Annotated in this window: 22 protein-coding genes; 3 read left to right on the top strand and 19 right to left on the bottom strand. The window is 41.2% G+C overall.

Annotated elements, in window-relative coordinates; all coding sequences use genetic code 11:
- Window positions 1-8 precede the first annotated feature (8 nt).
- From NGI26_RS07810 to nrdR, 19 genes are all read right to left on the bottom strand, one after another.
- Window positions 9-659, bottom strand: a complete 651-nt coding sequence (locus tag NGI26_RS07810) for a YesL family protein (RefSeq protein WP_251938482.1) — start codon at window positions 657-659, stop codon at window positions 9-11.
- A 20-nt stretch (window positions 660-679) separates the two neighbouring features.
- Window positions 680-1,132, bottom strand: coding sequence for a NanQ anomerase/TabA/YiaL family protein (locus tag NGI26_RS07805; RefSeq protein ID WP_251938480.1), 453 nt, complete (start codon window positions 1,130-1,132; stop codon window positions 680-682).
- 401 nt (window positions 1,133-1,533) lie between these two features.
- Window positions 1,534-2,373 (bottom strand): carbohydrate ABC transporter permease, encoded by an 840-nt coding sequence (locus NGI26_RS07800; protein ID WP_004250812.1) that lies wholly within the window; start codon window positions 2,371-2,373, stop codon window positions 1,534-1,536.
- Between the two features lie 16 nt (window positions 2,374-2,389).
- Complete coding sequence (locus tag NGI26_RS07795; protein ID WP_053092415.1) at window positions 2,390-3,256, bottom strand: carbohydrate ABC transporter permease; 867 nt, start codon at window positions 3,254-3,256, stop codon at window positions 2,390-2,392.
- Between the two features lie 233 nt (window positions 3,257-3,489).
- Window positions 3,490-4,809 (bottom strand): ABC transporter substrate-binding protein, encoded by a 1,320-nt coding sequence (locus tag NGI26_RS07790; protein WP_251938478.1) that lies wholly within the window; start codon window positions 4,807-4,809, stop codon window positions 3,490-3,492.
- A gap of 116 nt (window positions 4,810-4,925) precedes the next feature.
- Complete coding sequence (locus NGI26_RS07785) at window positions 4,926-5,624, bottom strand: N-acetylmannosamine-6-phosphate 2-epimerase (RefSeq protein ID WP_006152943.1); 699 nt, start codon at window positions 5,622-5,624, stop codon at window positions 4,926-4,928.
- A 288-nt stretch (window positions 5,625-5,912) separates the two neighbouring features.
- Window positions 5,913-9,503, bottom strand: a complete 3,591-nt coding sequence (locus NGI26_RS07780) for an SIALI-17 repeat-containing surface protein (protein WP_251938476.1) — start codon at window positions 9,501-9,503, stop codon at window positions 5,913-5,915.
- Window positions 9,504-9,850: 347 nt separating this feature from the next.
- Window positions 9,851-10,834 (bottom strand): acetylxylan esterase, encoded by a 984-nt coding sequence (locus NGI26_RS07775; protein ID WP_251938474.1) that lies wholly within the window; start codon window positions 10,832-10,834, stop codon window positions 9,851-9,853.
- Between the two features lie 313 nt (window positions 10,835-11,147).
- The gene (recG, locus tag NGI26_RS07770) at window positions 11,148-13,163 is read right to left on the bottom strand and encodes an ATP-dependent DNA helicase RecG (RefSeq protein ID WP_251938471.1); all 2,016 of its coding nucleotides are present in this window, start codon (window positions 13,161-13,163) and stop codon (window positions 11,148-11,150) included.
- Between the two features lie 24 nt (window positions 13,164-13,187).
- Window positions 13,188-14,291, bottom strand: a complete 1,104-nt coding sequence (alr, locus tag NGI26_RS07765) for an alanine racemase (RefSeq protein WP_251938469.1) — start codon at window positions 14,289-14,291, stop codon at window positions 13,188-13,190.
- Window positions 14,281-14,643, bottom strand: coding sequence for a holo-ACP synthase (acpS, locus tag NGI26_RS07760; protein ID WP_251938615.1), 363 nt, complete (start codon window positions 14,641-14,643; stop codon window positions 14,281-14,283). Before acpS ends, alr begins: the two co-directional genes overlap by 11 nt.
- A 44-nt stretch (window positions 14,644-14,687) precedes the next feature.
- Complete coding sequence (locus tag NGI26_RS07755; RefSeq protein ID WP_251938467.1) at window positions 14,688-15,719, bottom strand: 3-deoxy-7-phosphoheptulonate synthase; 1,032 nt, start codon at window positions 15,717-15,719, stop codon at window positions 14,688-14,690.
- Window position 15,720: 1 nt separating this feature from the next.
- The gene (locus NGI26_RS07750) at window positions 15,721-16,752 is read right to left on the bottom strand and encodes a 3-deoxy-7-phosphoheptulonate synthase (RefSeq protein WP_251938613.1); all 1,032 of its coding nucleotides are present in this window, start codon (window positions 16,750-16,752) and stop codon (window positions 15,721-15,723) included.
- Between the two features lie 80 nt (window positions 16,753-16,832).
- Window positions 16,833-19,346 (bottom strand): preprotein translocase subunit SecA, encoded by a 2,514-nt coding sequence (secA, locus tag NGI26_RS07745; RefSeq protein ID WP_251938465.1) that lies wholly within the window; start codon window positions 19,344-19,346, stop codon window positions 16,833-16,835.
- A gap of 578 nt (window positions 19,347-19,924) precedes the next feature.
- Window positions 19,925-21,235 carry a ribosome biogenesis GTPase Der gene (der, locus tag NGI26_RS07735; RefSeq protein ID WP_251938461.1) on the bottom strand — a complete coding sequence of 437 codons (1,311 nt, stop codon included), beginning with the start codon at window positions 21,233-21,235 and terminating at the stop codon, window positions 19,925-19,927.
- A gap of 13 nt (window positions 21,236-21,248) precedes the next feature.
- A complete protein-coding gene (locus tag NGI26_RS07730) occupies window positions 21,249-21,962 on the bottom strand; it encodes an NADPH-dependent oxidoreductase (protein ID WP_251938459.1) in 714 nt (237 codons plus the stop codon).
- Entirely contained in the window at window positions 21,959-22,855 is an 897-nt protein-coding gene (gene dnaI / locus NGI26_RS07725; RefSeq protein ID WP_251938457.1) for a primosomal protein DnaI, read from the bottom strand. Before dnaI ends, NGI26_RS07730 begins: the two co-directional genes overlap by 4 nt.
- On the bottom strand, window positions 22,856-24,025 hold the full coding sequence (locus NGI26_RS07720; RefSeq protein WP_251938454.1) for a replication initiation and membrane attachment family protein: 1,170 nt from the start codon (window positions 24,023-24,025) through the stop codon (window positions 22,856-22,858).
- Window positions 24,026-24,499, bottom strand: a complete 474-nt coding sequence (gene nrdR, locus NGI26_RS07715; RefSeq protein WP_251938451.1) for a transcriptional regulator NrdR — start codon at window positions 24,497-24,499, stop codon at window positions 24,026-24,028. It lies immediately after the preceding gene.
- A gap of 139 nt (window positions 24,500-24,638) precedes the next feature.
- On the opposite strand from nrdR, the gene NGI26_RS07710 reads away from it, so the two are divergent.
- Genes NGI26_RS07710 through NGI26_RS07700 form a run of 3 tightly spaced genes read left to right on the top strand, consistent with a single transcriptional unit; the run spans window position 24,639 to window position 26,450 of the window.
- The gene (locus NGI26_RS07710) at window positions 24,639-25,004 is read left to right on the top strand and encodes a GntR family transcriptional regulator (RefSeq protein ID WP_251938449.1); all 366 of its coding nucleotides are present in this window, start codon (window positions 24,639-24,641) and stop codon (window positions 25,002-25,004) included.
- 3 nt (window positions 25,005-25,007) lie between these two features.
- Window positions 25,008-25,703 carry an ABC transporter ATP-binding protein gene (locus tag NGI26_RS07705; protein ID WP_251938447.1) on the top strand — a complete coding sequence of 232 codons (696 nt, stop codon included), beginning with the start codon at window positions 25,008-25,010 and terminating at the stop codon, window positions 25,701-25,703.
- Between the two features lie 15 nt (window positions 25,704-25,718).
- Entirely contained in the window at window positions 25,719-26,450 is a 732-nt protein-coding gene (locus NGI26_RS07700) for a hypothetical protein (protein ID WP_251938446.1), read from the top strand.
- The last annotated feature ends 66 nt before the right edge of the window (window positions 26,451-26,516 follow it).

Genomic DNA, 26,516 nt, shown 5'->3' with positions numbered 1-26,516 from the left:
TATTGTTTTCAATTCTCTTGATATTTAGCAAACAATTTTTCCATTAATCCTGCTTGGCAAAAGGCAAGAAGACCAAAGCCAAAGAGTAGAAATGCCGAACCACCAAGCACTAGAGTAAAGCCTGATAGATAGAGAAGCATGATGATTAAGAAAATAATCGCAAGCATCAAGAAGAACCAAACGAAGTTAAAGCTGACTAAGAGCAAGCCCTTTTGAAGGACTTCTTTCCAAGTCAAGTCATAGCGCGCTGCAATTGGATAGCTAGCCAACATAACTAGGGTTAAAAATATCAGTATTCCCAAGCAAATGGCTTTAATGAGCTGAAAAGCAATACCAGTTTGACTCCAGAATAATGATAAATCAACCACACTAATCAGAAAGATTCCTAATTCTAGCAAACCTAACTGGAGACCTAATTTCAAATTTTGTTTGAAGGCTTTCATATAAGTTTTAAAAACAGGCACCCGTCGACTACTCTTAACTTCGAAGATTGTCTGATAGAGACTGATCTTTGCTACTCCGATCGTCACAATAGGCAAACAAGACACCACAAAGAGCAGGTTAACCGTCACAATATCTAAAACCTTCTCGCAAAAACGCATGAGAAAGTTATCCGTATCAAATGCCGCTTTTATCAATCCAGATCTTTTTTGTGCCATTGTTTGCTCCTCCTAATTGACTAATCGATTAAAATTTTAAATAAATATTTGCGAACTTTATCTTCCATACCAGCATAACCATTCGGTTGATGAGGTTCTCCTGGGAAGAAAACTGCAAAATTGTGATATCCCAACAAGAGTGGGTATTGTTCGTGACAATGGACAAAACCAATATCACTGGTTTCATCAAAAGCTACAGCCTCATCTTTAACACGAGAACCGTAGCTAGAATACTCATGACCTTCAACCAACAAATGCAAGTCTGCATAGTTTTTATGGTGCTCAAAACGATCATTTTCTTCTTTGTTGAGAACATTTTCTTGTACAACTAGAAAAACCTTATCGCCATCAATCTCATACTTCCCAAGGTCAAATGAATCTTTGCGGTGTTCATAGAGATAATCAATGGCCTTGTCTAGATTAGGATGAATTCCTTTGTAAAAGCTAATGTTTTTTAAATCGTCAAAAATCATAGTAACTTCCTTTACTTCTGATGCCTATTTCCAATTCGATTTATCTTTTTACAATTTCCCTCAAATAGTGCGGACGGAAGGTAAAATTATCCAGTGGATGATTTTAGAAAACCATGAAATGAAAGACCTAATTTTTGAGCTCCTCGCTCATTCATTTCTAGGCTCAGGCTAAAATAGTTCCCCGAACTATTTTACTCTCAAAAATTCCGTCCAAGATAAGTACAACATACTTATCTTGGATACCACTAAATCGGAAAACAACTATTCTAAATAGTATCTAAAAAGTCAAAAATTAAGTTTATAAGTGTCTAACAAAACTTCATGAAGTAAGCAACTTTTCTCCATTTTGTAGACACTTATAACTCTATATTGTATTCTGATAGATAGATTTTCGCAGAGTACTATCCTTTAACAGCTCCCATAGTAATACCTTGAGTAAATGATTTTTGGAATACTAAGAAGACTGTTACGATTGGCACAGCTGCAAGGGCAGCACCCGCCATAATCAAACCATAGTTAGTTGCCATCTCGGCCTGCATGGTTGCAACACCAAGTGAGATGGTCAAGTTGTTACGAGAAGTCAACATAACCAACTGCATGAAGTAGTCATTCCATGTATTGATGAAGGTGAAGATTGCAAGGGCTGCAAATCCTGGTTTCACAATTGGGAAAGCTACGCTCCAGAAGGTACGAATCTCGCCACATCCATCGATTTTAGCAGATTCGAGCAATTCTGTCGGAATGTTTTCACTGAACTGTTTCATAAGGAAGACCCCAAATGGCCATCCAATCAAAGGCAAGATAACTGCCCAAAGAGTGTCATGGATTCCCATGAAGTTGACGATACGTACCAATGGCACAAGAACAACTTGTTTTGGAAGAGCCATGGCAGCGATAAAGATAGCGAAGAGAATGCGTTGTCCATAGAAACGTTTCTTAGCCAATACATAACCTGCTAGGGATGAAGTTGCACAAACCAAGAACATTGTTACCAATGAAATGAAGACTGAATTCCACATCCATTGCAAGGCTGGGTTTTGCACCATCAATTGTTGGAAGTTCTCCATTGTTGGAGCTTTAGGGAACCATTGTGGTGGAATCATAATGGTATCCGGTTGTGATTTGAATGCACCTGTCAAAATCCAGTAGAATGGAAAGATAAACAGTACAGTCAATAAGAGCAAGAAGATGGTTGAAATAACAGTGAAAGCTGTTAAAGGTTTCTTTTGTGTAGATTGCATAGCTGTCTCCTTTCTATTAATATTCTACGTCGTTTCCAAGTACTTTAAATTGAACAAAGCTGACAATAGCGATCATAACTGCCAAGAATACACCAATAGTATTGGCATAGCCATACTCAGTCAATTGGAAGGCTTTCTCGTATAGGTAGTACATAAGTGTACTTGTTGAGTAGTTTGGACCACCTGAAGTCAAAAGCTGAATCAAAGCGAAACACTGGAATGAGTTGATGGTTGTGATGATCGCGATATAAAGAGTTGTTGGAAGAAGACTTGGCCATTTAATCTTCCAGAAAACTTGTAACTCAGTTGCTCCGTCGACACGCGCCGCTTCAACAAGAGAGTTATCAATATTACCCATTGCAGCGATGTAAAGAATGATTGGTTGACCAACTGATGTTGTCAAAAGGATAATCATAATCGCCATCAAAGCCCAGTTTTTATCTCCTAACCAAGAAATGTTTTGGCTAATGATATGGCTTGACTTCAGCACGAAGTTCAAAATACCTGATAGAGGATCGTAGATCCATTTCCATACTACTGTTACGGCAACACTACCTGTTACTACAGGGAGGAAGAAGACGAAACGATAGAAGGATCTAGCAACGGCATTTTGTTGGTAAGTTTGTGATGCCACAAATAGTGAGAAAAGTACAACGACTGGTACAGATCCGATAACTAAGATTACGGTATTAATCAAAGATTTTGTAAAGACAGGGTCTTTAAACATGCGGATATAGTTGTCAAGTCCCACAAACTCAAAGCTAGTCATTGAGTAGTTAAAGAAACTAGTGATGAATCCCATGATCATTGGAGCTAGGACAAAGACGGTAAAGAAGATTAATACTGGTGCTAAGAAAGCGTAAGAAACAATTGTTTCTCTCATGCGAATTTTATTGACTTTCACAGTTGGCACCTCACTTTCAAATAGTTTTTGTTTTTTGACTGTCATCTGACATCGATTTAAAATCAGAATGAAATTCTTTTAAAGATTTGCCAATGTAAGAACTTCATTTTAATTTTGACCTGTCAGTTCCTTACATTTTTTAAATAAAACTCCCCCTTTTCGTACACAGTTATGCACAGGGAAAAGGGGGGATTTTACTTTTTATTTAGGGCTTATTTTTTAGCTGCTTTTTTGATTGTTTCATTCGCTTTTTCAGTGAATGTCTTCAAAGCTGCAGCAGGTTCTTGGTCACCATTAGATACTGATTGCAACATTGGGAACCAAAGAGTTCTCATTTCAGCAAATCCGTCGATTGTGTTGTAGTATGGAGAGTAGTATTTAGTCCAACCACTGATTGTTTCCATACGTTTGTCATCGTAAAGTTTACCAAATGAAGTACGAACTGGGAATGCTCCTGTGCGAACTACGTCTTTAGGACCCCACTCTTTATCATCAGCGATGAATTGGATGAATTTCTTAGCTGCGGCAACTTTCTTTTCATCCTTGTTGTTAAATACTGCAAATCCGTTTACAAGGTATTCAAGAGCTGGTTTGCCTGAGTCAGATGGGAATGGTACTTCAACCACTTCAACTTTACTTGCTTCCAACAATTTAGCTTGGATACCGTTTTGAGCTGGAGCCCAAAGGATAGTGTAAGATGTTTGACCGTTTGCAAAGTTTTGGATGTCTGCTCCACCGTCAAATTGTGAACCATTGTTCAACAAACCGTCTTTGATCCAGCTTGATGCTTTTTCAAGACCTTTGACAAATTTAGGGTCGTCAGTTGTGTATTTAGTAACTTCTTTGTCTGTTACAGAACCACCGTAAAGGTTAGCGATGAAGGCACGTGTTCCTTGGTCTCCCCCTTGACCTGAACTGAACAATGAACCTGGAGTGTATCCTTTATCTTTAAGTGCTTTCAAGACTTTTTCGAAATCATCTGTTGTCCAACCTTCTTTAACAAGGTTAGCTACACCAGCATCCTCCAACATTTTCTTGTTCATAGCCATGTAGAATGGCGCTGAACTGATTGGATACATGTAAGCTTTATCGCCAGCTTTACTTGCTTGGATGATATTTTCGTTGTTAACATCTTTCACAAATTCGTCTGTGAAGAGATCGTTCAACTCAGCCAATTTACCGTTTTTACCGTAATTGATGATACGACCTGGTGCGTCAAAGAGTACATCTGGAGCAGTTCCAGCTTCGATAGCTGTAGTGATTTTTTCAGGTCCAGACTTGAAGTCGATTGTTTCTAATTTAACTTTGATATCTGGATTTGCTTTTTCGAAAGCTTCGATGATAGATTTTTCATAAGTTCCAACACCGTCACCAGATTTTTCTTGAGTGAAGACTGGGAAAGCCCACCAAGTGATTTCAGTTTTCCCTGAATCAGCTGCAGCGTCTTTTTTAGCGTCTGATTTGCCACAAGCAGCAAGAGAAAGAACAGCAGCACCCGCAAGTACTGTACAAGCTAGTTTTCTAAATTTCATTAGTATTCTCCTAAATGATGATAAGCGTATCCGAAACGGATAGTGAGCATTGACAACTTTGTATACGTTTACATTTTATTTTACGAATCAACCACTCTCCTCGTGTTTTAATTGTCTTATTTGAGACCCGCAACAAATCGTTCCGTAATCTCTTTTGGTCTAGTAATAGCTCCACCAACTACAATGCCTCGCACTCCGTAACCTAGGATTTGCTTAGCCTGTTCTGGTGTATGAATTTTTCCTTCTGCGATGACGTCCACCCCTGCGTCGCAGAGTTTCTTGATGAGTTCAAAATCTGGACCATCCACTTTTGGACTATAAGATGTGTAGCCTGACAAGGTTGTTCCAACAAAATCAATTCCTGCCTCAACTGCTGTTAGCCCTTCTTCAAAGGTACTTGTATCAGCCATCAAGAGTTGGTTTGGGTATTTTTCTTTGATTTGACGGATAAATTCTTGAATCTCTAAGCCATCATGGCGTTCTCTCTTAGTACAATCAAGAGCGATCACCTCAATGTCAAGAGCTGCTAATTCATCAACTTCTTTCATAGTAGCAGTAATGAAGGGTTCCTGTGGTGGATAGTCACGTTTGATAATTCCGATAATCGGAAGATTTGTGACCTCTTTGATTTCCTTAATATCCCGAACACTATTTGCTCGGATACCGACTGCTCCACCTTGCTCAGCCGCTTTGACTAGCAAGGGCATTACACCTCCCGCTTCTGTGTAAAGCGGTTCGTGAGGAAGTGCCTGGCAAGAAACGATGATTCCATCTTTAATCTGCTCAATCAAGGCTTCTTTACTGATTTGTGGCATCTACTTTCCTCCTTTTCTTTTTTCTTATGAGTCTATTATATATCATTTTTAAAGCGCTTTCAATAACTTGTGCTAGAATAGATTGAAGTTTCAAAACAATTTTATGAAAGAGAATCTCCTGAAAGTAGTTTCAGAGAAAATGTTCCTGTTTGAATTTCCCTCTATTTTCCATTTTCGCTATCATCTTCGCTTTCTATAAATAAAGAGCCTGTAGCAACTGATTGCTACAGACTCTCTATGTATCAGTCTAACTCTGCTTATAGAGACTTTTCAAATTGAATGTTGCCATTAATCTTCTTTTTTCTTGGCCATTCCTAACATTCCCAAGAACATCCCAAGAATTCCAACAGATACTAGAGAAGTTGAAACTTGGCTTCCTGTTACAGGTAGAGCTGGCTGTTGTGGTTGAGCTGCAGGCGCTTGGTAAGTCTTATCTTGTTGCGCTACTAGCGTTACAAGCGGTTGTTCTTCGCCCTTATATTCTGGAAATTCGTTCTTGTCTGCTTCGACAGCGTTGACGCCACCTGTAAATTCTGGAAGTTCATGCTTGAGCGCTTGGACTGCATTGACGCCACCTGTGAATTCTGGGAGTTCATGCTTGAGCGCTTGGACTGCATTTGCTCCGCCTGTATATTCAGGAAGTTCATGCTTGAGCGCTTGAACTGCATTGACCCCACCTGTGAATTCTGGGACTTCATGAACTGCTGCTTCGACTGCATTGACGCCACCTGTGAATTCTGGAACTTCTACTGTTGGTGTCGCTTCGTCGCCTACTGTTGCACTAGGAGCAGTGTTTTCAGGAAGCTCTGCTACAGCCGCTTCGTCGCCATTGACACCACCTTCGAATTCTGGAACTTCTACGGTTGGTGCCGCTTCGTCACCTACTGTTCCAATTGATTCAGTGTACTCAGGGAGCTCTGCCACAGCTGCTTCGTCACCGTTGACTCCACCTGTAAATTCTGGAACTTCATGAGTAGTAGAGTCACCTTTTGAACTTTCTTCATTAGCAAATTCTGGGATTTCATGGATTGCTCCCTCGTCACCTACTGTTCCAATTGATTCAGTATACTCAGGAAGCTCTGCCACAGCTGCTTCGTCACCGTTGACACCACCTGTGAATTCTGGAACTTCATGAACTGCTGCTTCATCGCCATTGACACCATTCGTAAGTTTAGCACCTACTACAGATACTGGCAAGTTATGCATGCTTTCAATTGCGCCTGCTGCAAGACCTGTCACCTTTTGACCAAGATTCTCTGGATCGATTGAGAATAGAAGAGTCTTAGTATCATACTGAGTCATGAAGGTTGCAGTCTTACCATTAGCTAGTTTGAGAGTTGGAGCTTGATTTACCAAGACTTCTGAATCAAACTCCATAGCAATAATGCCTGGCCATTTTTCCATAGCCTGTGTAACTTTCACTTCTTTAGGAGCAAGTCTCTCTTTAGTTAGGTAATCCCAGTTGAATTTCTTGAAGGATAGAGTATAAGGATTGCCACCTGCTTCATGATGTTCGTACAAGAGACCAAATTCTTTTGGACCGATTTGTTGAAGCGAGTTATAAGCATACTCACCTTCTTGAATCAAATGATGATGCAACCAAGTCAACTCGCCATCTTCTTCTACGCGAGCCACTCGAATATGACCATTCTTACGACCTGGTCCGTTAGCATTTGCTAGAAGGATATACTCTTTACCATCTTGAACTGTGTGAGTTGCCGCCATTTGAACATAAACATCTGTGACATCTGAATAGCGTTTCACATCTTTTTCCCAAGTTGCTCCACCATCTTTACTTGTTGCGACCTGCAAATCTCCTGTCAATCCACGCATAAAGAGTTTCAACTGACCATTGTTCAACTGAACAACAGAAGCTTCTGTATTTTGAGCGTAGTAATTGTTCATGTTGCTTGAATCAACTACTGTGCCATCATGAAGTGTACGGTTGTCATTGACACCGCCACCCATATGCCAAGTCTTACCATGGTCATCTGAATAGATAATGCGAGATGATTGAGAACCGTTGAGGTGGTGGGTTCTGTTTGTCGTATAGACAGGGACAACAATCCGACCTTTATGAGGTCCATTCTGAAGGGTAATTCCCACTCCAGGTCCCACACCTAAGAATTTCATCCAATCAGCTTTGACCATTGGAGTAATATCTTGTGGTGCAGACCAAGTCTTACCATCATCATCACTATAAGACATCCATAGGTAGCTGTCTTTAGCAATTCTAAATGGAGAAGTTTTATTGCTTGTAAAGTAGATATTTCCTAGTAGCTGCTCACCTTGATAAAGATCCCCTTTATCACTATAACCAGGCTTGACAGGATTTACAACAACACGGTAATCCGTTGCCTGACCATCTGGTGTGTAGACAAGACCATTTTCACGAATCGTATAGGCTCCATTTTCTCCTTCACGGTATAGAATTTGATAAGTTTTTCCATCAATTTCCTTATAGGCAACTTCTCTTTCAGAAGACATTCCAAAAATCCCTTTACCTTCTGGGAACATATCGTAGACTGAGAAGATTCGTTTGGTTTCAGTATCTTGAACCAAGACCATGTCGATATTTACTGGTGAACCGATGTTTGGATCCTTGGCTTTTGGATTGTCACGTAGATTCGTAAGAGTGATGCGGTCGCTCCATGTTTGACCCTTATCTTCACTTCGTTTAACGACCATACCGATATCACCCCAGTCATAGTGGTGTAAGCGGCGTTCGTCAGCTCCAGCAATCAAAGTTCCCTTGTCAGTCTTGAGGAGGGCTGGAATACGATAGCTATTGATGCCATCTTGATTTGGTTGCCCATTTTTACCTGCTGTAAAAACATCTGTTTTTTTAGAAATTTCAGCCCCTTCTGGAAGTTCTTGCCCCAAGTCTCCTCTTTCAAATAATTGACTTCGTGTTCGAACTTCATCTTGCGTTAAGGCACGGTCGTAGACTGTTAGATTACGAACTTGTAGATTTGAGCCCCAAACTGTCTTGCTTCCTCGTTTGGTCGCTCCGATTTGAACGTGGTTCACATTTGGCATATCTTTGATGAATTTCCCAGATTTTAGACTTGTTCTGGATAAGACACCATTTACATATAAACGAACTCTTCCAGTAGGCACTTCAGTTGTTGGTTTTTCCACAGTAAAGGTAACTGAATTCCACTGACCAGGGCGAACCTTTAATGGTGCATCGGTGTATTTATCATAGAATTGTGTACCATTTGCATCACGGCCTTCGATAAGGGCTGTATTATCAAAGACTGACATGGTGAAGTATTCATTTTCCTTAGTATCACTGGATACAGAGAAAAGATTGTAAAAACGTGGTGCCGATGCATCTGGTTTGAACTCCATATGCACTGTTGCATCTTGAAGTTTCTTTAGTTTCTCTAAATCACTTGTAAGGTCATCTCGCTGATTATTTTCTGCATTGGTAGTAACGTCATTTTTTTCTACGACAGTGTTGACATTTTCCAATTCTCTTGAGTAATAGTCCCGAGCAAGTGCTCCTTGGTTCTCAGTTTCTTCTGCATTTCCAGTTTCTGCAGCTGGAGTCTCTGCTGGAGTTTCAGTTTCTGTTGGTTTTTCAGAGCCTGGATTTGCTTGCAACTCCTCACGGTTAATTTCTGTCCCTTTATCTGTCGCTGTTGCCAACTTATCAGCAAGTTCCTTATCTAAGTTAGCTAGATTTCCTGTTTCTACCTCTTTTGGCAATTCTGGCAAAGCTTGTCCAGCTGTTTCACCACTGGTTGTCGGAGCTTCTTGGGCTAAAACTGGTGACGCACCAAAAACAACTGCCCCAATGACCACCGATGCAGCTCCTACTGTAAACTTTCTAATTCCAAAACATTGTTTCCGTTCAAAATCTCTCTGTGTCATAATTTTCCTTTCTTTTTACAAAAATAAAGCGCTTTCTTTTTTACTTAAAATTTTTAGCCTCTAGGGCATCAATCATGTAAAGAAACTGTATTATTGATGGGTTTCCCCCATTCTTTTTCATCTGAAATGCGGCTGCCTTTATTTACTTCCTTCCAGTAAGCAACCATTTTACTCCTTTCGACTTGATGTTACATTTATTATATAATAAATATTCTAAATCATAGCCTTCATAATCTATAATAGAATTTACTTTCAGATATATTTTTATGTTTCAAGCTTTTTGAAACTACTTTCTGTTTTCCCGGCAAAGAAAGCCCTGTTTTTGACAGGGCTCTTTTTACATTTTTTTAATAACCAACATAGGTAAAGGGAATTTCACTGCCACACAACCAATTGTAAACTTGATCATTGACATGAACATTCATAGCTTCGTGTGCATATTCAGGCATGATGCGATAGCTCTTCTCACAAGTCAAACGATTGTAGATCGCGAACTGGGTGATTGGATAGCAGACATCGTCATCTAGTCCAGTAATCATCCGAACTTCCCCCTTAATACGATGGGCAAGATTTTTCACATCGATATAAGCTAGGGTTTCCATAATTTGCTCCTCTGTTTCGTGGAAAGGATCATGGAACTTAAAGTAGCGGAAGAGCTCATCATAAGCTTCACTGGTATTTCCAATCTCTAGCACTCGTCTAAAGTCAGATAAAAATGGATAAATAGAAACTGTACGCTTGATACGAGGATTGAGACCTGCAGCTACTAAAGCCAAGGCTCCTCCTTGTGAAGCTCCATAACTAGCCAGTTGTTCCTCATTCACTTGCGGGAGACTAGCCACAATCTCAATCAATTGATAAATATCTAGATAGACATCCTTATAGAAGAGTTGCTCTTTCCCTTCAACAGCACCACGGATGATTTGTCCCTTAACTGTATTTCCAAGTGGTGAACGTAGACCATCTTGTGAGAAACCGGATTGTCCACGGACATCCATAGATACTACACCATAACCAGCGACCGTAAAGGCTAACATATCTGTCCAATCCCAACAACGTCCCATATAGCCATGGAAGTGAAAAATAACCGGGACTTTCTTTTCTGATTTTGGTAAGACCACACGCGCATAAATAAGGCCATCACGTGTACCTTTAAAAGTAAGCTCATAGCATTTCACATTTGGGATATGAAAGTCTCCTTCCTCTAGTTGGTATTCTGGCAAGACCGAAACCTTCTCAATCTCACCATTCCAAAAAACATCAAAATCTTGAGGAATTTCATCCCTTCCTTTATATGTTTTCATTTCTTCTATTAATGCTAGATTTCTCATAGAATTCTCCTTAATTTTTGTAACCGTTATCATAACTGTAGCACATATGGAAAAGCAATGCAAGAAAGAAAAGGAAATGGAAAGTGTTTTTAAGGTCTAGCCCCCCGCAAGAATCCTCTTGAAAGTAGTTTTAAACAGATAAAAAAGAGCGTTACCGCTCTTTTTCTTAGTATTTAGGAGAAGGTTGAGATCCTTTTTGAAATGTCTTTTGATAATTTACTTTAATCATCATGAGAGAGTCCTCGTTTCGTTTTGATGACTCTAGTATAGACACTCAATCTAAAAGCAAACTTAAGATTTTCTTAGAAAAAGCTTAATCCAAATATTCTTTCTTCTCCAGATGTAAGGCAACTATGTGCCACTCTGGATCCTCTCGCCAATTAGGGAGAGAACTGATATAGCTGGCTACCTTTCTAGCTTCTTCTAGGATTGGGAAGTCCTCAATAATATCAGCTACATGAAACTCTGGCAGACCAGACTGTTTAGTTCCAAAAATTTCACCAGAACCTCGCATTTTCAAGTCTTCCTCCGCAAGGACAAAACCATTAGTCGTCTCTGTCATGATGCGCATGCGATCTTTCCCAGAGTCAGTCTTGGGATTGGCAACGAGTACAGCATAGGACTGCTTGTCTCCCCGACCGACACGACCTCTAAGCTGGTGAAGCTGGCTGAGGCCGAAGCGATCAGCATCCATGATGATCATGACAGTCGCATTGGGAACATTGACCCCAACCTCGATAACCGTTGTAGAGACCAAAATATCTGTCTTACTCTCTTTGAAATCCTGCATAATCTGGTCTTTTTCATCACTCTTCATCTTACCATGTAGGAGAGCCACTTCGGCCTTACCTGCAAAATGAGCCGTCAATTCCTCTGATAAGGCAATGGCATTTTTCAGATCCAGAGCTTCTGATTCTTCAATCAAGGGTGAAATGACGTAGGCTTGAGAACCATTTTGAATCTCCCCCTCCAACCAAGTCAAGATCTGTGGCAATTGCTCATGCTTGGTCCAGCGAGTTACGATTGGTTTGCGTCCTGCTGGCATCTGATCAATAACAGAAACATCTATATCCCCAAAGGCAGTGATGGCTAAGGTCCGTGGTATGGGAGTTGCCGTCATCATGAGGACATCTGGATTTTCTCCTTTTTCGCGTAGGATACGCCTTTGTCCCACACCAAAGCGGTGTTGCTCATCAATGATAATCAAACCAAGTCGAGCATAGTCCACCCCATCCTGTATAAGAGCATGGGTTCCGACAATCACATCTGCTTCCCCCTTGGCAATGGTTTCCAAGACCTTACGTTTTTCAGCAACTTTCAAGGAACCTGTTAGGAGAGCCAATCTCAAATCCGGAAAGAGACTCTTAAGACTTTCAACATGTTGCTCTGCAAGAATTTCTGTTGGAACCATGAGGGCCGCCTGGTAACCAGCCGTTACAGCAGCATACATGGCCAGACCTGCAACAACTGTTTTCCCGCTACCGACATCCCCTTGTAGAAGGCGATTCATGTGATTGTCTGACTTCATATCTGTTAGGATTTCTTGCAGACTCTTTTCTTGGGCTTGGGTCAAAACAAAAGGTAACTGTTCTTTTACTGCCGTTAGTTTTTCCTGAGACCAATTCAGAACCAAGCCACTTCCGTGAACCTTATTTTTAGACTTGAGAGTCTGTAACTGCATTTGGAAATAGAAGAGTTCCTCAAACTTGATTCGACGAAGAGCCTGTTTGTATTCAGCCAAATCCTTGGGAAAATGCATGGCACGAACAGCCTGACTACGGGGCATAAGTTTGTATTTGTCTAACAAGGACTGGGGTAGATTTTCCTCTATCAAGAGGTCCAATCCCTGATCAAAGGCTGTCTTGATGACTTTCACAAGTCCTGCTTGACTGACACCTTGCGCTAGACGATAGACAGGTTGGAGGTCATCCTCGACTTGAGCTAAAACCTTCATGCCTGTGAGGCTAGCCTTGGCACGATCCCACTTGCCAAAAACAGCTAGTGTCGCGCCAAGCTCTATCTTGTCTGCTAGGTAGGGTTGATTAAAAAAGTTAACCGCAAAAACAACCTCTCCCTGCTTGAGGCTAAAGCGCAGGCGATTCCGCTTAAAACCATAATACTGAACACTAGCTGGTGTCACCACCTGACCAGACAGAACGGCTTTTTCACCGTCTTCTAACTCTAGTACCTGCTTGGTCTTAAAATCTTCATAACGGAAAGGAAAGTAGAGCAAGAGATCTCGCAAGTTTTCAATTCCTAGTTTGGCATATTTCTCTGCTGATTTAGGTCCCACGCCAGGCAAGACATGCAAGGGTTGATGTAAATTCATGCTCCTCTCCTTTCCATTTGTTTTTTAATAATATTCTCGTGGAATGCGATCACTGAGGAGACAAACTACCTCATAATTGATGGTTCCTCGGTAAACTGCTACATCTGTTGCCGTAATTTCTTTATGACCGTCTGAGCCAATCAAGGTAACTTTTGTTCCCAAGGGATAAAGCTTAGGCAAACGAATCGTGATTTGGTCCATGGATACACGTCCTACGATGGGGCACAATTGTCCATCTACCAGAACTGAGAAATTCTGCATGTCTCGTGTCCAACCATCTGCATAACCGATTGGCAACGTAGCAATGACTTGCTCCCTATCTGCCTGATAAGTCGCACCGTAACCCATACAAGCCCCTGCTGGAACTGTTTTTACATGAACAATGGCTGACTCCAAAGTTAAGGCTGGTTTTAGTTCATAAGGCAAGTCCAATACTTGACCACTTGGATTGAGGCCATACATAGCATCTCCCATACGGACGGCGTTAAAAATGGTATCAGCATGCCAAAGAGTCGTTGCAGAGTTGCTTGCATGAACAATTTCTGGAACTTCTTGCAAGTCATTTAGGATTCCCTTAAAACACGCTAACTGCTGCTTAAAGTAGCTATCTGACTCTTCATCTGCTGTTGCAAAGTGCGTAAAGATTCCCTTGACATTGGCTCCATGTTTCTTGAGTATAGTTTGGGCTTCTTCAGCCTCACTAGCACTTCTAAAACCAATTCGCCCCATACCTGAGTCAATTTTAAGGTGAACAGTTAAGCCTGACAAGTCTGGCTCTGTGGCTATGAGTTTCTGGATCCATTCCAATCCTGCCACTGTCAAAGTAATATCAAATTCTTGTGCTAGCGGAATTGATTCAATCTCAGAAACTCCTAAAATGAGAATCTCCTTAGAAATTCCTGTCTGACGAAGCTCAATGGCTTCATCGATATTTGAAACACAAAAGCCGTCTATATTATCCTGGATGGCTGTCGCAACAACAACCGCTCCATGTCCATAGGCATTGGCTTTCACAACAGCCCATTTGAGGGTCTCTTTGGGAATGTGTGCTCCCATTTGTTGGATATTGTAGCGAATTGCTCCTAGATTAATAAGGGCCTTGGTTGGTCTATGTGGACTAGTTTTCATGATTTTCCTCCAAAATAACACTAGCTGTCACAAACTGATCTGTATGGCTGATCGATAGCCAAACTTTTCCTGAAAACGGGGATTTGCTGAAGTAGGGAGCCCCTCTCTCATTGTTCAAGACTTCCAAATCCTGAAAGCCTAGCTTTCCAATACCCGTTCCCATAGCCTTTGAAAAAGCCTCTTTAGCTGACCAACGCCCAGCCAAATACTCGATCTGTCTACGACCTTTGAGACTAGAAAAGCGCTCCATTTCCTTGTTTGTCAAAACACGCTGCGCAAAGCCTTCTCTTTTTTCAACTGCATTTTGTATGGAAACTAATTCTTCGATATCGATTCCGTGTCCAACTATCATTTTTTTCAAAAGGAGTTGAGATCCCCCAACTCCATCCTTTTCACTTATTTTGTTAAGGTAGTATAAATTTCTTCTACCAGAGCTACTGTGTTTTCCCAGCCTAAGCAAGGGTCTGTAATGGAACATCCAAAAATTTCAGGCTGATTTTGACGTCCATCTTCTAGGTAAGACTCGATCATGAAGCCTCGAACTGTCTTCTTAATCTTTTCATTCCAGTCACGGTTGAGCAAAGCTTGACGCACAATTCGAACTTGCTCCATATATTGTTTCCCTGAATTATCATGGTTGGTATCAATCATGATAAAAGGATTTTCAAGGCCCATTGACTCGTAACGTCCGATAGCATTTAAGAGAGTTTCATAATAGAAATTTGGTTCATTCTTCCCGTATTCATTCATAGCTCCACGAAGAATGACGTGGGCCAGGGGATTTCCTGAAGTTTCAACTTCTTGACCATGAAAGAGAAAGGTTTGTTTGTTTTGTGCAGCATAGATAGCATTAAACATCACAGATAGATTTCCAGAGGTCGGATTTTTCATCCCTACTGGTGCATCGATCCCTGAAGCTACAAAACGGTGCTCCTGGTCTTCGACTGAACGCGCACCTACCGCATGATAGCTCACCAAGTCGTCAACCAAAAACAGATTAGCTGGGTAGAGCATTTCATCCGCTGTAGTCAATCCAGTTTCTGTAATAACGCGATAATGAAGCTGACGAACAGCCTGCAAACCATTAATCAAGCTTGGAGCTTTAGAAGTGTCTGGCTGATGAACTAACCCCTTATAGCCATCACCATTGGTACGTGGCTTTGCAGTATATACACGCATGACCATGAAAATCTTGTCCGCAACTTTTTTCTGCAAGTCTGCTAAACGGCGAGCATACTCAAGAACTGCTTCTTCATTGTCAGACGAACAAGGTCCAATGACCAAAAGGAGGCGGTCATCCTTTCCTGAAAGGATATCTGCTAGTTCTTGGTCACGACTTTCCTTATGTCGCAAGGCTTCTGCAGATAATTGTGTTTCCGCCTTAATCGCTTCAATATTGATTTCTTGGCCTTTCTCAATAAATGCCATATTATTCTCCTAGTCTTTGGTAAATTTCACGAACAAGTGCTTCAGTGTTTTCCCATCCTAGACATGGATCCGTGATCGATTTACCAAAGACCTCAGGTTCGTTTTGACGACCGGCTTCTAGATAAGACTCAATCATGAATCCACGAACATATTTTTTAATCTTTTCATTCCAGTCGCGGTTAATCAAGGTCTGGCGAACGATACGAATCTGTTCCATGTATTGTTTCCCTGAATTATCATGGTTGGTATCGATGATGATAAATGGATTTTCAAGGCCCATTTTTTCATACTGGGCTATGGTGTCCATCAAATTATCGTAGTAATAGTTAGGGATATTTTTCCCGTATTCATTGAGGGCACCACGGAGAATAGCATGTGATAGAGGATTTCCAGTAGTTTCGACTTCTTTCCCTAAGAAAAGGAAACTCTGCTTGTTTTGAGCGGCATAAATACCGTTAAACATGACATTGAGATTTCCAGATGTTGGATTTTTAAACCCTGTCGAAAAGTCTGCTCCACTCGCTACAAAACGGTGCTGTTGGTCTTCAACCGAACGGGCTCCAACCGCCATATAAGAAATCAAATCATCTACCAAGGGAAGGTTCTCTGGATATAGCATCTCATCTGCTGTTGTCATTCCCGTTTCAGAAATAACACGGTAGTGTAAATGACGAACGGCTTTGATTCCATTGATAAGGCTAGGTGCCTCTTTGGCATTTGGCTGGTGAATCAAGCCCTTATAGCCATCACCATTGGTACGTGGTTTAGCTGTATAGACACGCATCACCATAAAGATACGGTCTTTTACTTCTTCTTGAAGTTTTGACAATCGCTTCGCATACTCAAGAACTGCCTCTTCATTGTCAGATGAACATGGTCCAATCACCAAGAGAATACGCTGGTCTTCTCCACGGATGATGGCTTCCAATTCCTGATCACGTTGGTTTTTTCTCGCAAGAGCGACTCCCTCTAATTTAGACAAGGCGCGAACTTCTTCAATGTTAATTTTAGGACTTTTAGCTGTAAATACCATCATTCATCTCCTTATAAAGTAAACGGATGCCAAGCGAAAATTCACTTTTCACTAGGCATCCGCCTGAAAATTAGTCATTCTTAACGTCGTTTACCGTGACAGTTTTTAAATTTCTTACCAGAACCACATGGGCACAAGTCATTACGTTTCACTTGACTGAGGTCCAAATCAGCTGGAAGATTTGTTCGTTGCGCAGCAATATTTCGAGTTGCTGTCGTACTGATATGATGTTCAGCTTGTGGTCGCTCTTGTTCATGAATTTGTGCTTTCATCATCAAACGAGTCACATCAAACTCAATCGAACCAATCATATCGTTAAACATACGGAAGCCTTCCGCTTGATATTCTACGACAGGGTTGTTTTGAGCATAACCACGAAGTCCAACAGCATTTCTCAACTGGTCAAGGGCATCGATATGGTCTGTCCATTTATTATCAACAACACGTAGAATCAAGACTTTTTGGAATTCTTTAACGGCTTCTTCATCACGAAGTTTAGCAACTTGTCTATCGTAGACTTTCAATGCACGTTGGTATAGTTCATCTTTGATAGCTTGGTCTGACAAACCTTCTAGGTCTGAAAGTGAAATTGAATCTTCTGGAAGCAAGTTGTACTTAGCAAAGTTCAAGATTGCTTCGAGTTTTTCATCTTGTTTAGAACGAGCATGGCCATCTACAATTCGTCCAATCGTGCGACGGATCATGGCATGAATTTCTGGTGCCAGGTCACGATCTGCAGTGATGACATCATAACGTTGTGCGTAGATGATCTCACGTTGTTCACGCATAACATCATCATATTGAAGGACTTGTTTACGAGTATCGTAGTTGTTTCCTTCAACACGTTTTTGCGCCGCTTCTACTTGGCGGGTCAACATACGAGATTCGATGGCTTCGTCAGACATGTTGAGACGTTCAAAGACACCTTTCAAGCGTTCTGAACCGAAACGTTTCATCAAATCGTCTTCGAGTGACAAGTAGAATTGTGATTCACCTGGGTCCCCTTGACGACCTGAACGTCCACGAAGCTGGTTATCGATACGACGGCTCTCGTGACGTTCTGTACCGATGACGCAAAGTCCACCAAGCTCACGAACACCTTCACCAAGCTTAATATCGGTACCACGACCGGCCATGTTGGTTGCGATAGTGACCGCACCACGTTGACCAGCATTCATGATGATTTGCGCTTCTCTATAGTGGTTTTTAGCATTCAATACTTCGTGAGGCACGCCTGCTTCAACCAATTTCTTAGAAAGGAAATCACTGGTTTCAACGGCAACAGTACCTACCAAGACTGGTTGACCTTTTTGGTAACGAGCCTTAACATCTTCAACGACAGCCTTGAATTTTGCATCGAGACTAGCGTAGAGAAGGTCTGAATGGTCGATACGTTGGATTGGACGGTTAGTCGGAATTGGAATAACACGAATGTTGTAGATTTCGCGAAATTCTTCTTCTTCTGTTTTACCAGTACCTGTCATACCTGCCAATTTTTTGTACATACGGAAAAGGTTTTGGTAGGTGATCGAAGCTGAAGTCTTCGTTTCATCTTGGATTGGCACACCTTCTTTAGCTTCAATCGCTTGGTGCAAGCCATCAGAGTAACGACGACCTTCCATGGTACGACCTGTAAATTGGTCGACAATCAAAATTTCTTGTTCTTCACTGACCACATAGTCAATATCAAGAATCATGATGTAGTTGGCACGAAGGGCATTATCGATAAAGTGAGTCAAAGCTACGTTTTCGATGTCATAAAGATTTTCTAGTTTGAAGAAACTTTCAGCCTTGTCAATACCTGAGTCTGACAAACCGATTGTCTTAGACTGAATATCAATAATATAGTCATCTTTATTCAAAGACTTCACAAAGTGGTCAGCCATATGGTAGAGTTGACTTGTTTCAACTGCGTTAGCTCCTGAAACGATCAATGGGGTACGAGCTTCGTCGATCAAGATAGAGTCAACCTCATCGACCAAGGCATAGTTGAGTGGACGTTGAACCATGTTCTCTGCACGAACAACCATGTTATCACGAAGATAGTCGAAACCAATTTCTGAGTTCGTCGAGTAAGTAATGTCACAGAGATAAGCTTCTTTTTTCTCCATTGGAGATTTTGCAGCTAAGTTGATCCCTACTGACAAACCGAGCCATGAGTACAACTCACCCATCTCAGTCGCGTCACGTTCTGTAAGGTATTCATTGACGGTAACTACGTGTACACCTTTGCCTGCAAGAGCGTTGAGGTATACCGGCATAGTCGCTGTCAAGGTCTTTCCTTCCCCTGTACGCATCTCAGGAACATCACCGTGGTGAAGGACGATACCACCCATAACCTGAACCTTGTATGGGAAGAGTCCAAGAACACGTTTAGCTCCCTCACGTACAACCGCAAAAGCCTCATACAAGAGCTGATCTAGCATTTCACCATTTTGATAACGTTGCTTAAATTCTTCTGTCTTAGCTTGCAACTGCTCGTCTGTCAAAGCAGCCATTTCATCTTCGTATTTGAGGACTTTATCAGCCATCTTTTCTAGGCGACGGAGTTCCCCTTTATCATTTTCGATGATTGTTTTTAATAAATTTGCCATTTTTTTCCTTACTTTAAATTCTGAATATTTTAGAATGTTCTTTTTATTCTAGCATATTTGCCAAGTTTTTTCAAGAAATATTCCGTTTTCCCCAAAGATAAAAAAAGAGCCAATCCCTAGGATTGCCCCCCTTAAAATCTCCCTTTCCAGCAAGGGATTTTAATGAGACTTTTCCTCAGTTGTTGCTAGCTTTCTTCTTGTCCAATCTCAGTTTGTTCATCTTTTTTAGACAGTCAAAAACTTTCCAGTCATTCACAAGGGATAAGAAGATTAAGAGCAAGCAAATACCCCACCTTGTTAAATCTCTAGGACTTAACAAAATATAATTAAACAGTAAAACTGAAAATCCTGTAAAAGCTATACTAAACAAAGCCCACAGAGGAAGGTAAATCCAGTAAAAATAATAGAAAAAAGTGAAGTATCTACTATCTTTATCGACCTTCTCAATCCAACGTAAAAAGTAAAAGTAGGGTGCTAAAACCAACAATTTCAAAAATTTCTCCATCTCACACCTCACCAAGTCTTTCCTTATTTTATTATAGCAAAAAATCTGGAAATATCATTCCAGATTCTACTTTTTATTTTCGTTTTCTTGCGATCAAATGGATTGGTGTCCCTTCAAAGACAAAGGCCTTGCGGATTTGATTTTCCAAGAAACGCAGGTAAGAGAAGTGCATGAGTTCTTCCTCGTTGACAAAGATGACAAAGGTTGGTGGTTTGGTTGCCACTTGGGTCGCGTAGAAGATTTTGAGGCGTTTCCCTTTGTCTGTCGGTGTTGGATTGATAGCAATAGCATCCATAATCACATCGTTCAAGACAGCTGATGGGATACGTGTATTTTGACTTTCACTGATTTGCTTAATCATCTCAGGCAGTTTGTGGAGACGTTGCTTGGTCAGAGCTGAAACAAAGACAATCGGAGCATAAGGCAGGTATTGGAACTGCTCACGGATATCCTCTTCCCAGTTTTTCATGGTGTGGTTATCTTTCTCAAGGGTATCCCACTTATTGACCACGATAATCATCCCTTTACCAGCTTCGTGGGCAAATCCAGCGATACGCTTATCATACTCACGGATGCCTTCTTCGGCATTGAGGACCATCAAGACTACATCGGAACGGTCAATGGCACGCATAGCACGCATGACAGAGTATTTCTCTGTATTTTCATAAACTTTACCAGACTTACGCATACCAGCCGTATCAATCATGGTAAATTCTTGGCCGTCAGCATCTGTAAAATGGGTATCAATGGCATCACGAGTGGTACCAGCTACGGGACTTGCAATCACGCGATCTTCTCCCAAAATAGCATTGATCAAGCTAGATTTCCCGACGTTTGGACGCCCAATCAAGCTAAACCTAATGACATCTGGATTTTCTTCTTCGACTTCATGTGGGAGATTTTCCACGATGGCGTCTAGCACATCCCCTGTACCAATCCCGTGCACAGATGAAATCGGTAGTGGTTCTCCCAATCCAAGAGCATAGAAATCATAGATATCATTTCGCATTTCAGGATTGTCTACCTTGTTGACTGCAAGGATGACTGGTTTATTAGTTTTGTAAAGTTTACGTGCTACGTATTCGTCTGCATCCGTGATTCCTTCTTTCCCGGAAACCACAAAGACGATGACATCAGCTTCTTCCATGGCAATCTCTGCCTGGTGTTTGATTTGTTCCATAAACGGAGCATCAACATCGTCAATCCCTCCCGTATCAATCATACTGAAAGAACGGTTAAGCCATTCACCAGTAGCATAGATACGGTCTCGTGTTACTCCTTCGACATCTTCTACGATTGAGATGCGTTCCCCTGCAATACGGTTAAACAGGGTTGATTTCCCGACATTGGGACGTCCTACGATGGCAACAGTTGGTAAGGCCATGTTTTCTCACTTTCTACAATAAATTCTTTTGTTCAAGATTTTCTCTAGTGGAGCTTGGTTCAGGCTGACCGAATTGCTCTGCAAGACGTTGACTCCAAGTGGTCGTCGCACGAGCTCCTGCATATTCAGCCTGCACACGGTCATAGGCTTCAATAGCCTCAGGTGTTTGTTCTTGGTATTCTTCCTCAAAAACAACATTCTCTAGTGGTAATCTTGGTTTTACATCATGTTTTTGGTTCGGCACACCCAGTGCAATCCCAAAAACTGGGTAGGTATAGTTAGGAAGCTTGAACAATTCTGCTATTTCAACAGATTTGTAACGCACCAAACCGATGATTACTCCACCATAGCCCAGGCTTTCTGCCGCAAGCAAGGTGTTCTGCCCAGCTAAGGCTGCGTCCACAGAAGTAATCAGGAGACCTTCCACTCCTTGAGGTTGAAAAGTATCGGTATGGAGACGAGCTCCTTTTTCTGCACGGTTTAAATCTCCTACAAAGAAGAGGAAGGCGGCAGACTGACGAATCGCTTCCTGAGGAACCAGCTCAAAAAGAGCATCTTTCTTTTCTTGACTTCTGACTAGAATCACAGAATAAGATTGGAAATTTTTCCAAGAAGAAGCCATTTGTCCGGCAGACAAAATGGTATTTAAATCTTCTTGAGGAATCTCTTGCTCCTTAAATCTACGAACCGAAGTATGAGATTTCATTAAGGTGATTGTTTCACTCATCGGCGATTTTCTCCTTCTAGTCGTGTTTCTTCTGCTAAATAACGAATACGCTCCATAACGCGTCTAGCTTCCCATGTTTCATCGTTTCCGTTCTTGCCTTTAGCAAAATGTTTTTCCAAATCTTCAAAATTGAAATTTGAGGTAAAGAAGGTTGGCAAATCTTCCTGCATCCGATATTGGAGAATGACCTGCAAGACTTCATCACGCACCCAAGGTGTTGACTGCTCCGCGCCAATATCATCCAAAATCAAGACTTCAGCTTGCTTGATTTCATCCACTAAATTCTTAACATTTCCATCACCGATAGCATTTTTGACATCAATGACAAAGCTAGGATAATGGAGCAGAGTTGATGAAACACCACGTTTTTCGGACAAATCATGGGCTAGGGCAGCGACCATAAAGCTCTTCCCAACCCCAAAATCTCCATAGAGATAGAGGCCTTTACGGATGGCTGGATATTGGTCGACAAAGGCGAACAACTTTTTAAAAACCGGCACGCGCCCTTTATCATCTAAATCAACTTGAGCTAGACTAGCTTTTTTCAGACTAGCTGGAAGATTAATCAGTCTGAGACGGTTCTTGATAGCAGCTTCTTTCTCAGCCGCAATCAGTTCTGGAGTTTCCTCATAAGACACATCCGCATAGCCATGATTCATGACCAAAATAGGCTTGTAGCCACGCGCAATGTAGTCTGTATCTCCGCGAAGGAATTTATCCCGTTCGGTGATGTATTGGTTAAACTTAGAGATACTACGATTCAATTCCTCTTGGCTGAGAGATTCCTTCTGGATAAAAGCCGCAACATCCGGATCTTTTACAATCTGCTGGACCAAGTCTTGGTATTGAAAACGGCTGGGATGACCTTTAAGCACATCTCCTACACTTTCCATCTAGTCTCCTCCTTTCCCTAATCGGGCTAACATTTCTTTTTTCATACGTTCTAACTCCAAACGAGTTTCTTCGCTGGTTTCATTCTTATATTCTGGATTACTCCATTTAGGAACATTGGTTTTTGCCTGGCTTGTTTGCGCCGTTTTTTGTTCCTGCCCCTTTTGATTTTTTTCTCGGATTCGAAGTACAGCCTCTTCAGCAGTTCTGATTTTGTTATAAGAGTAATCATTGACCACTTTCATGGCATATTTTTCATTAAGATTGGCCGAATCAACCTTGTTGAAGGTCAAAAGTATAACGACATTGATGACTTCATCAAGCAGTCCCAAATCCGCCATCTGTTTTAGCAAATCGCGTTCGGCTTGGATAATTCCTGCATTTCGGGTTTGTTTGATTCCCGCTAAAAATTCTAGGGCTGTTTTACTCTTAGCCTCCCTGATAATGGTCGCTTCTTTAGGACTAAAATCCGACGCAACGGGCTGTTGCGCCAATTTTTCACGCATGCGCTTGACAGAAATGACTTGGGAAACAGCTGTTCCTTTAGCTAGCTGATAGGTTTCAAACCAGGTCCATTTTTTCTCGTCTGCGATTTTAAAGAGCTCTAAAACATCTGACTGTTCAGCTTGAAAACGGAGATTATCTCGAGCCATGAGCTGACGAAAATGATCCAAATCAAAATCATTTTTAAAATCAGCTTTTACTGGTGTCTCATCATGACTAGCCAATTCTTCTATCTCTGGAAAGGCCTGACTCAAAGGAACAGTCAAAGGCTCTCCGCCTGCCTGCTCTTGGCGCAAATCAGAAACTGCTGGCTCACCGATTTTTTTCTCCAATAAGGTACGATAAACCGTATGACGCAAAAAATCTGAACTAGAAAGCGTTGGATGAATAGCGATTTCATAGACGTCACCCTTTTGATAGAGGGTAAGCAAGTTAAAAGCTGATAAGAGCTTAAAAGCCTTTAAGAGTCTGTCCATTCCAAAATTCAGATGATTGAGAATGGCAGAAAAGAGGTGTCCCTTTTGTCCATTATCCCAAAAGGCTAGGGTATAAAGGTAAAGACTGAGCGCATCCTGACCGATAATCGGGAGGTAGCACTGCACCAAAGTTGTGGGATCTTGCGACACCCGATTATTCTTTAGAAAAGAAAAACGATCATTAGGCTTCATTTATTTTTCCTTTTTCTTCTTTGAAGATTGCGTAATTTGTTTGAGAAGATTTTCGAGCTCGCTCACATCTTTAAAGCTACGATAAACACTAGCGAAACGAACGTATGTGATTTCATCCAGTTCAGCCAGTTCTTCCATGACGAGAGAACCAATATCTTCACTTTGAATTTCATTATCATTGCGACTGAGGAGTCTTTGTTCGATACGATTGACCACCATGCCAATCTCATCACTAGACACCGGACGTTTTTGAGCTGAGCGAATAATCCCGTTAAAGATTTTATCTCTTGAGAATTGTTCTCGAGTTCCATCTTTTTTGACCACAACCAAAGTTCTCTCTTCTACGCGTTCATAGGTTGTAAAACGATGCTGGCATTCTTCACACTCACGTCTTCTTCTGATAGTATTTCCTTCTTCAGCTTGACGACTGTCAATTACACTTGATTTTGTAGCGCCACATTTTGGACAACGCATACCTTCCCCTCCTTGTCATTTTCTTCTCATTATACCATTTTTTGAATAATTCCCAAAATAATTCTCCTTTTGGCTTGACAAGTTTTTTGTTTTGTTGTATTATTGAATTAACACAAGAGGAAGTAGAAAGGAGACCGCGATGTCTTGGACATTTGATAACAACAAACCCATCTATATGCAGATTATGGAGAAAATCAAATTACAAATTGTTTCCCATAAACTTGAACCCAACCAACAACTCCCAACTGTTAGAGAACTAGCTAGCGAAGCAGGAGTCAATCCTAACACTATCCAGCGTGCTCTATCTGAATTGGAGAGGGAAGGCTTCGTTTATTCCAAACGAACTTCCGGCCGCTTTGTCACGGAGGATTTGGACTTAATTCTCCAATCCCGAAAGCAACTTTCTGAAGAACAGTTGCAACAGTTTGTAACAGGCATGGTAGAATTTGGCTATGAAAAAGAAGAACTACCAACTGTTTTGAGAGATTATATTGAAGGAGTTTAGACTATGACCTTGTTAACGTTTGAAAATGTTTCAAAATTCTATGGAGCAAGCCCTGCTCTTCAAAATGTTTCCCTTGAAATCCCAGCAGGAAAAATCGTTGGCTTGCTTGGACCTAACGGCTCTGGAAAAACAACTTTGATTAAACTAATCAATGGTTTACTTCAACCAGAGCAAGGACGTGTCCTCATCAATGATATGGAACCAAGTCCAGCAACTAAAGCGATTGTTTCTTATTTACCTGATACGACCTATCTCAACGAGCAAATGAAGGTTAAAGAGGCTCTTACCTATTTTAAGACCTTCTACAAAGACTTCAATCTAGAACGCGCTCAAGGTCTTCTTCGTGATCTTGGCATCGATGAAAATAGTCGTTTCAAAAAACTCTCAAAAGGGAATAAAGAGAAGGTTCAGTTGATTCTGGTCATGAGTCGTGACGCTCGTCTATATGTCCTTGACGAACCAATCGGTGGTGTCGACCCCGCAGCTCGTGACTACATCTTGAACACCATCATCAACAATTACTCTCCAACTTCGACTGTCTTGATTTCAACTCACTTGATTTCAGATATCGAGCCTATCTTAGACGAAATTATCTTCCTCAAGGATGGAAAAGTCGTTCGTCAAGGTAACGTAGATGATATTCGTTATGAGTCAGGAGAGTCAATCGACCAACTCTTCCGTCATGAATTCAAAGCCTAGATAAAGGAGATTATTATGTTTTGGAATTTAGTTCGCTACGAATTTAAAAATGTTAACAAATGGTTTATAGCCCTCTATGCTGCTGTACTATCCCTATCTGTCATCATAGGAATTCAGGGCAGCACCCTCTCAAACACCTATTATCAGGACAAGGGCGTTGTCATGTTAGTGTTTCTATCTCTGGTTTTTGGGGGGCTGATCATTACTTTGGGTATTTCAACCTTGATTTTGATTATTCAACGATTTAAGGGAAGTGTTTACGATCGTCGTGGCTATCTAACTCTCACCCTGCCAGTATCTGAACACCAGATCCTCTCCGCTAAACTTCTTGGAGCCTTTGTTTGGTCTTTGACAAGTACACTGGTCTTTCTTTTTAGTCTTTACATCATCATTGTCATGGTTGATCCAGGCGCTTACCTATCTACCTTTGCCGAGTATATGCTAAAAAATTATCAAGATAATTTCTGGTTAGCCTTGATTTCCTATATTTTTAATACTCTTGCAGGTATTCTTTGTATCTACTTGTCTATCTCTATCGGTCAACTCTTTAATGAATACCGTACAGCTCTTGCAGTTGTCGCCTACATCGCCATCCAAGTTGTTCTTGGATTTATCACCCTCAATCTTCGCATCGATTTTGACTACAATTGGATGATATCCTTTGAAATTCTCAAGGATTTAATCCTTAGCCTTGTCTTCTATCTTGGAACCTACTATATCTTAAAGAACAAAGTAAACTTACAATAATGAATGAAACCCCTAGCAAATAAAGCTAGGGGCTTCTTTTTACACAAAGAAATATAACATTATTAT

It is taken from the genome of Streptococcus sp. Marseille-Q0941 (genome assembly GCF_943736975.1).
Lineage (GTDB): Bacteria > Bacillota > Bacilli > Lactobacillales > Streptococcaceae > Streptococcus.
The sequence above is the reverse complement of the archived record's forward strand: the minus strand, read 5'-3'. Positions and strand labels throughout refer to the sequence as shown.

Coding starts and splice junctions, on each gene's coding strand:
- der (WP_251938461.1), bottom strand. CDS start 21,235: ATGGCCTTACCAACTGTTGCCATCGTAGGACGTCCCAATGTCGGGAAA.
- NGI26_RS07705 (WP_251938447.1), top strand. CDS start 25,008: ATGACCTTGTTAACGTTTGAAAATGTTTCAAAATTCTATGGAGCAAGC.
- recG (WP_251938471.1), bottom strand. CDS start 13,163: ATGAATTTACATCAACCCTTGCATGTCTTGCCTGGCGTGGGACCTAAA.
- NGI26_RS07755 (WP_251938467.1), bottom strand. CDS start 15,719: ATGGCATTTATTGAGAAAGGCCAAGAAATCAATATTGAAGCGATTAAG.
- NGI26_RS07800 (WP_004250812.1), bottom strand. CDS start 2,373: ATGCAATCTACACAAAAGAAACCTTTAACAGCTTTCACTGTTATTTCA.
- NGI26_RS07805 (WP_251938480.1), bottom strand. CDS start 1,132: ATGATTTTTGACGATTTAAAAAACATTAGCTTTTACAAAGGAATTCAT.
- secA (WP_251938465.1), bottom strand. CDS start 19,346: ATGGCAAATTTATTAAAAACAATCATCGAAAATGATAAAGGGGAACTC.
- NGI26_RS07795 (WP_053092415.1), bottom strand. CDS start 3,256: ATGAGAGAAACAATTGTTTCTTACGCTTTCTTAGCACCAGTATTAATC.
- NGI26_RS07720 (WP_251938454.1), bottom strand. CDS start 24,025: ATGAAGCCTAATGATCGTTTTTCTTTTCTAAAGAATAATCGGGTGTCG.
- NGI26_RS07730 (WP_251938459.1), bottom strand. CDS start 21,962: ATGAGTGAAACAATCACCTTAATGAAATCTCATACTTCGGTTCGTAGA.
- NGI26_RS07780 (WP_251938476.1), bottom strand. CDS start 9,503: ATGACACAGAGAGATTTTGAACGGAAACAATGTTTTGGAATTAGAAAG.
- NGI26_RS07790 (WP_251938478.1), bottom strand. CDS start 4,809: ATGAAATTTAGAAAACTAGCTTGTACAGTACTTGCGGGTGCTGCTGTT.
- NGI26_RS07785 (WP_006152943.1), bottom strand. CDS start 5,624: ATGCCACAAATCAGTAAAGAAGCCTTGATTGAGCAGATTAAAGATGGA.
- NGI26_RS07810 (WP_251938482.1), bottom strand. CDS start 659: ATGGCACAAAAAAGATCTGGATTGATAAAAGCGGCATTTGATACGGAT.
- NGI26_RS07775 (WP_251938474.1), bottom strand. CDS start 10,834: ATGAGAAATCTAGCATTAATAGAAGAAATGAAAACATATAAAGGAAGG.
- nrdR (WP_251938451.1), bottom strand. CDS start 24,499: ATGCGTTGTCCAAAATGTGGCGCTACAAAATCAAGTGTAATTGACAGT.
- dnaI (WP_251938457.1), bottom strand. CDS start 22,855: ATGGAAAGTGTAGGAGATGTGCTTAAAGGTCATCCCAGCCGTTTTCAA.
- NGI26_RS07700 (WP_251938446.1), top strand. CDS start 25,719: ATGTTTTGGAATTTAGTTCGCTACGAATTTAAAAATGTTAACAAATGG.
- NGI26_RS07750 (WP_251938613.1), bottom strand. CDS start 16,752: ATGGTATTTACAGCTAAAAGTCCTAAAATTAACATTGAAGAAGTTCGC.
- NGI26_RS07710 (WP_251938449.1), top strand. CDS start 24,639: ATGTCTTGGACATTTGATAACAACAAACCCATCTATATGCAGATTATG.
- alr (WP_251938469.1), bottom strand. CDS start 14,291: ATGAAAACTAGTCCACATAGACCAACCAAGGCCCTTATTAATCTAGGA.
- acpS (WP_251938615.1), bottom strand. CDS start 14,643: ATGATAGTTGGACACGGAATCGATATCGAAGAATTAGTTTCCATACAA.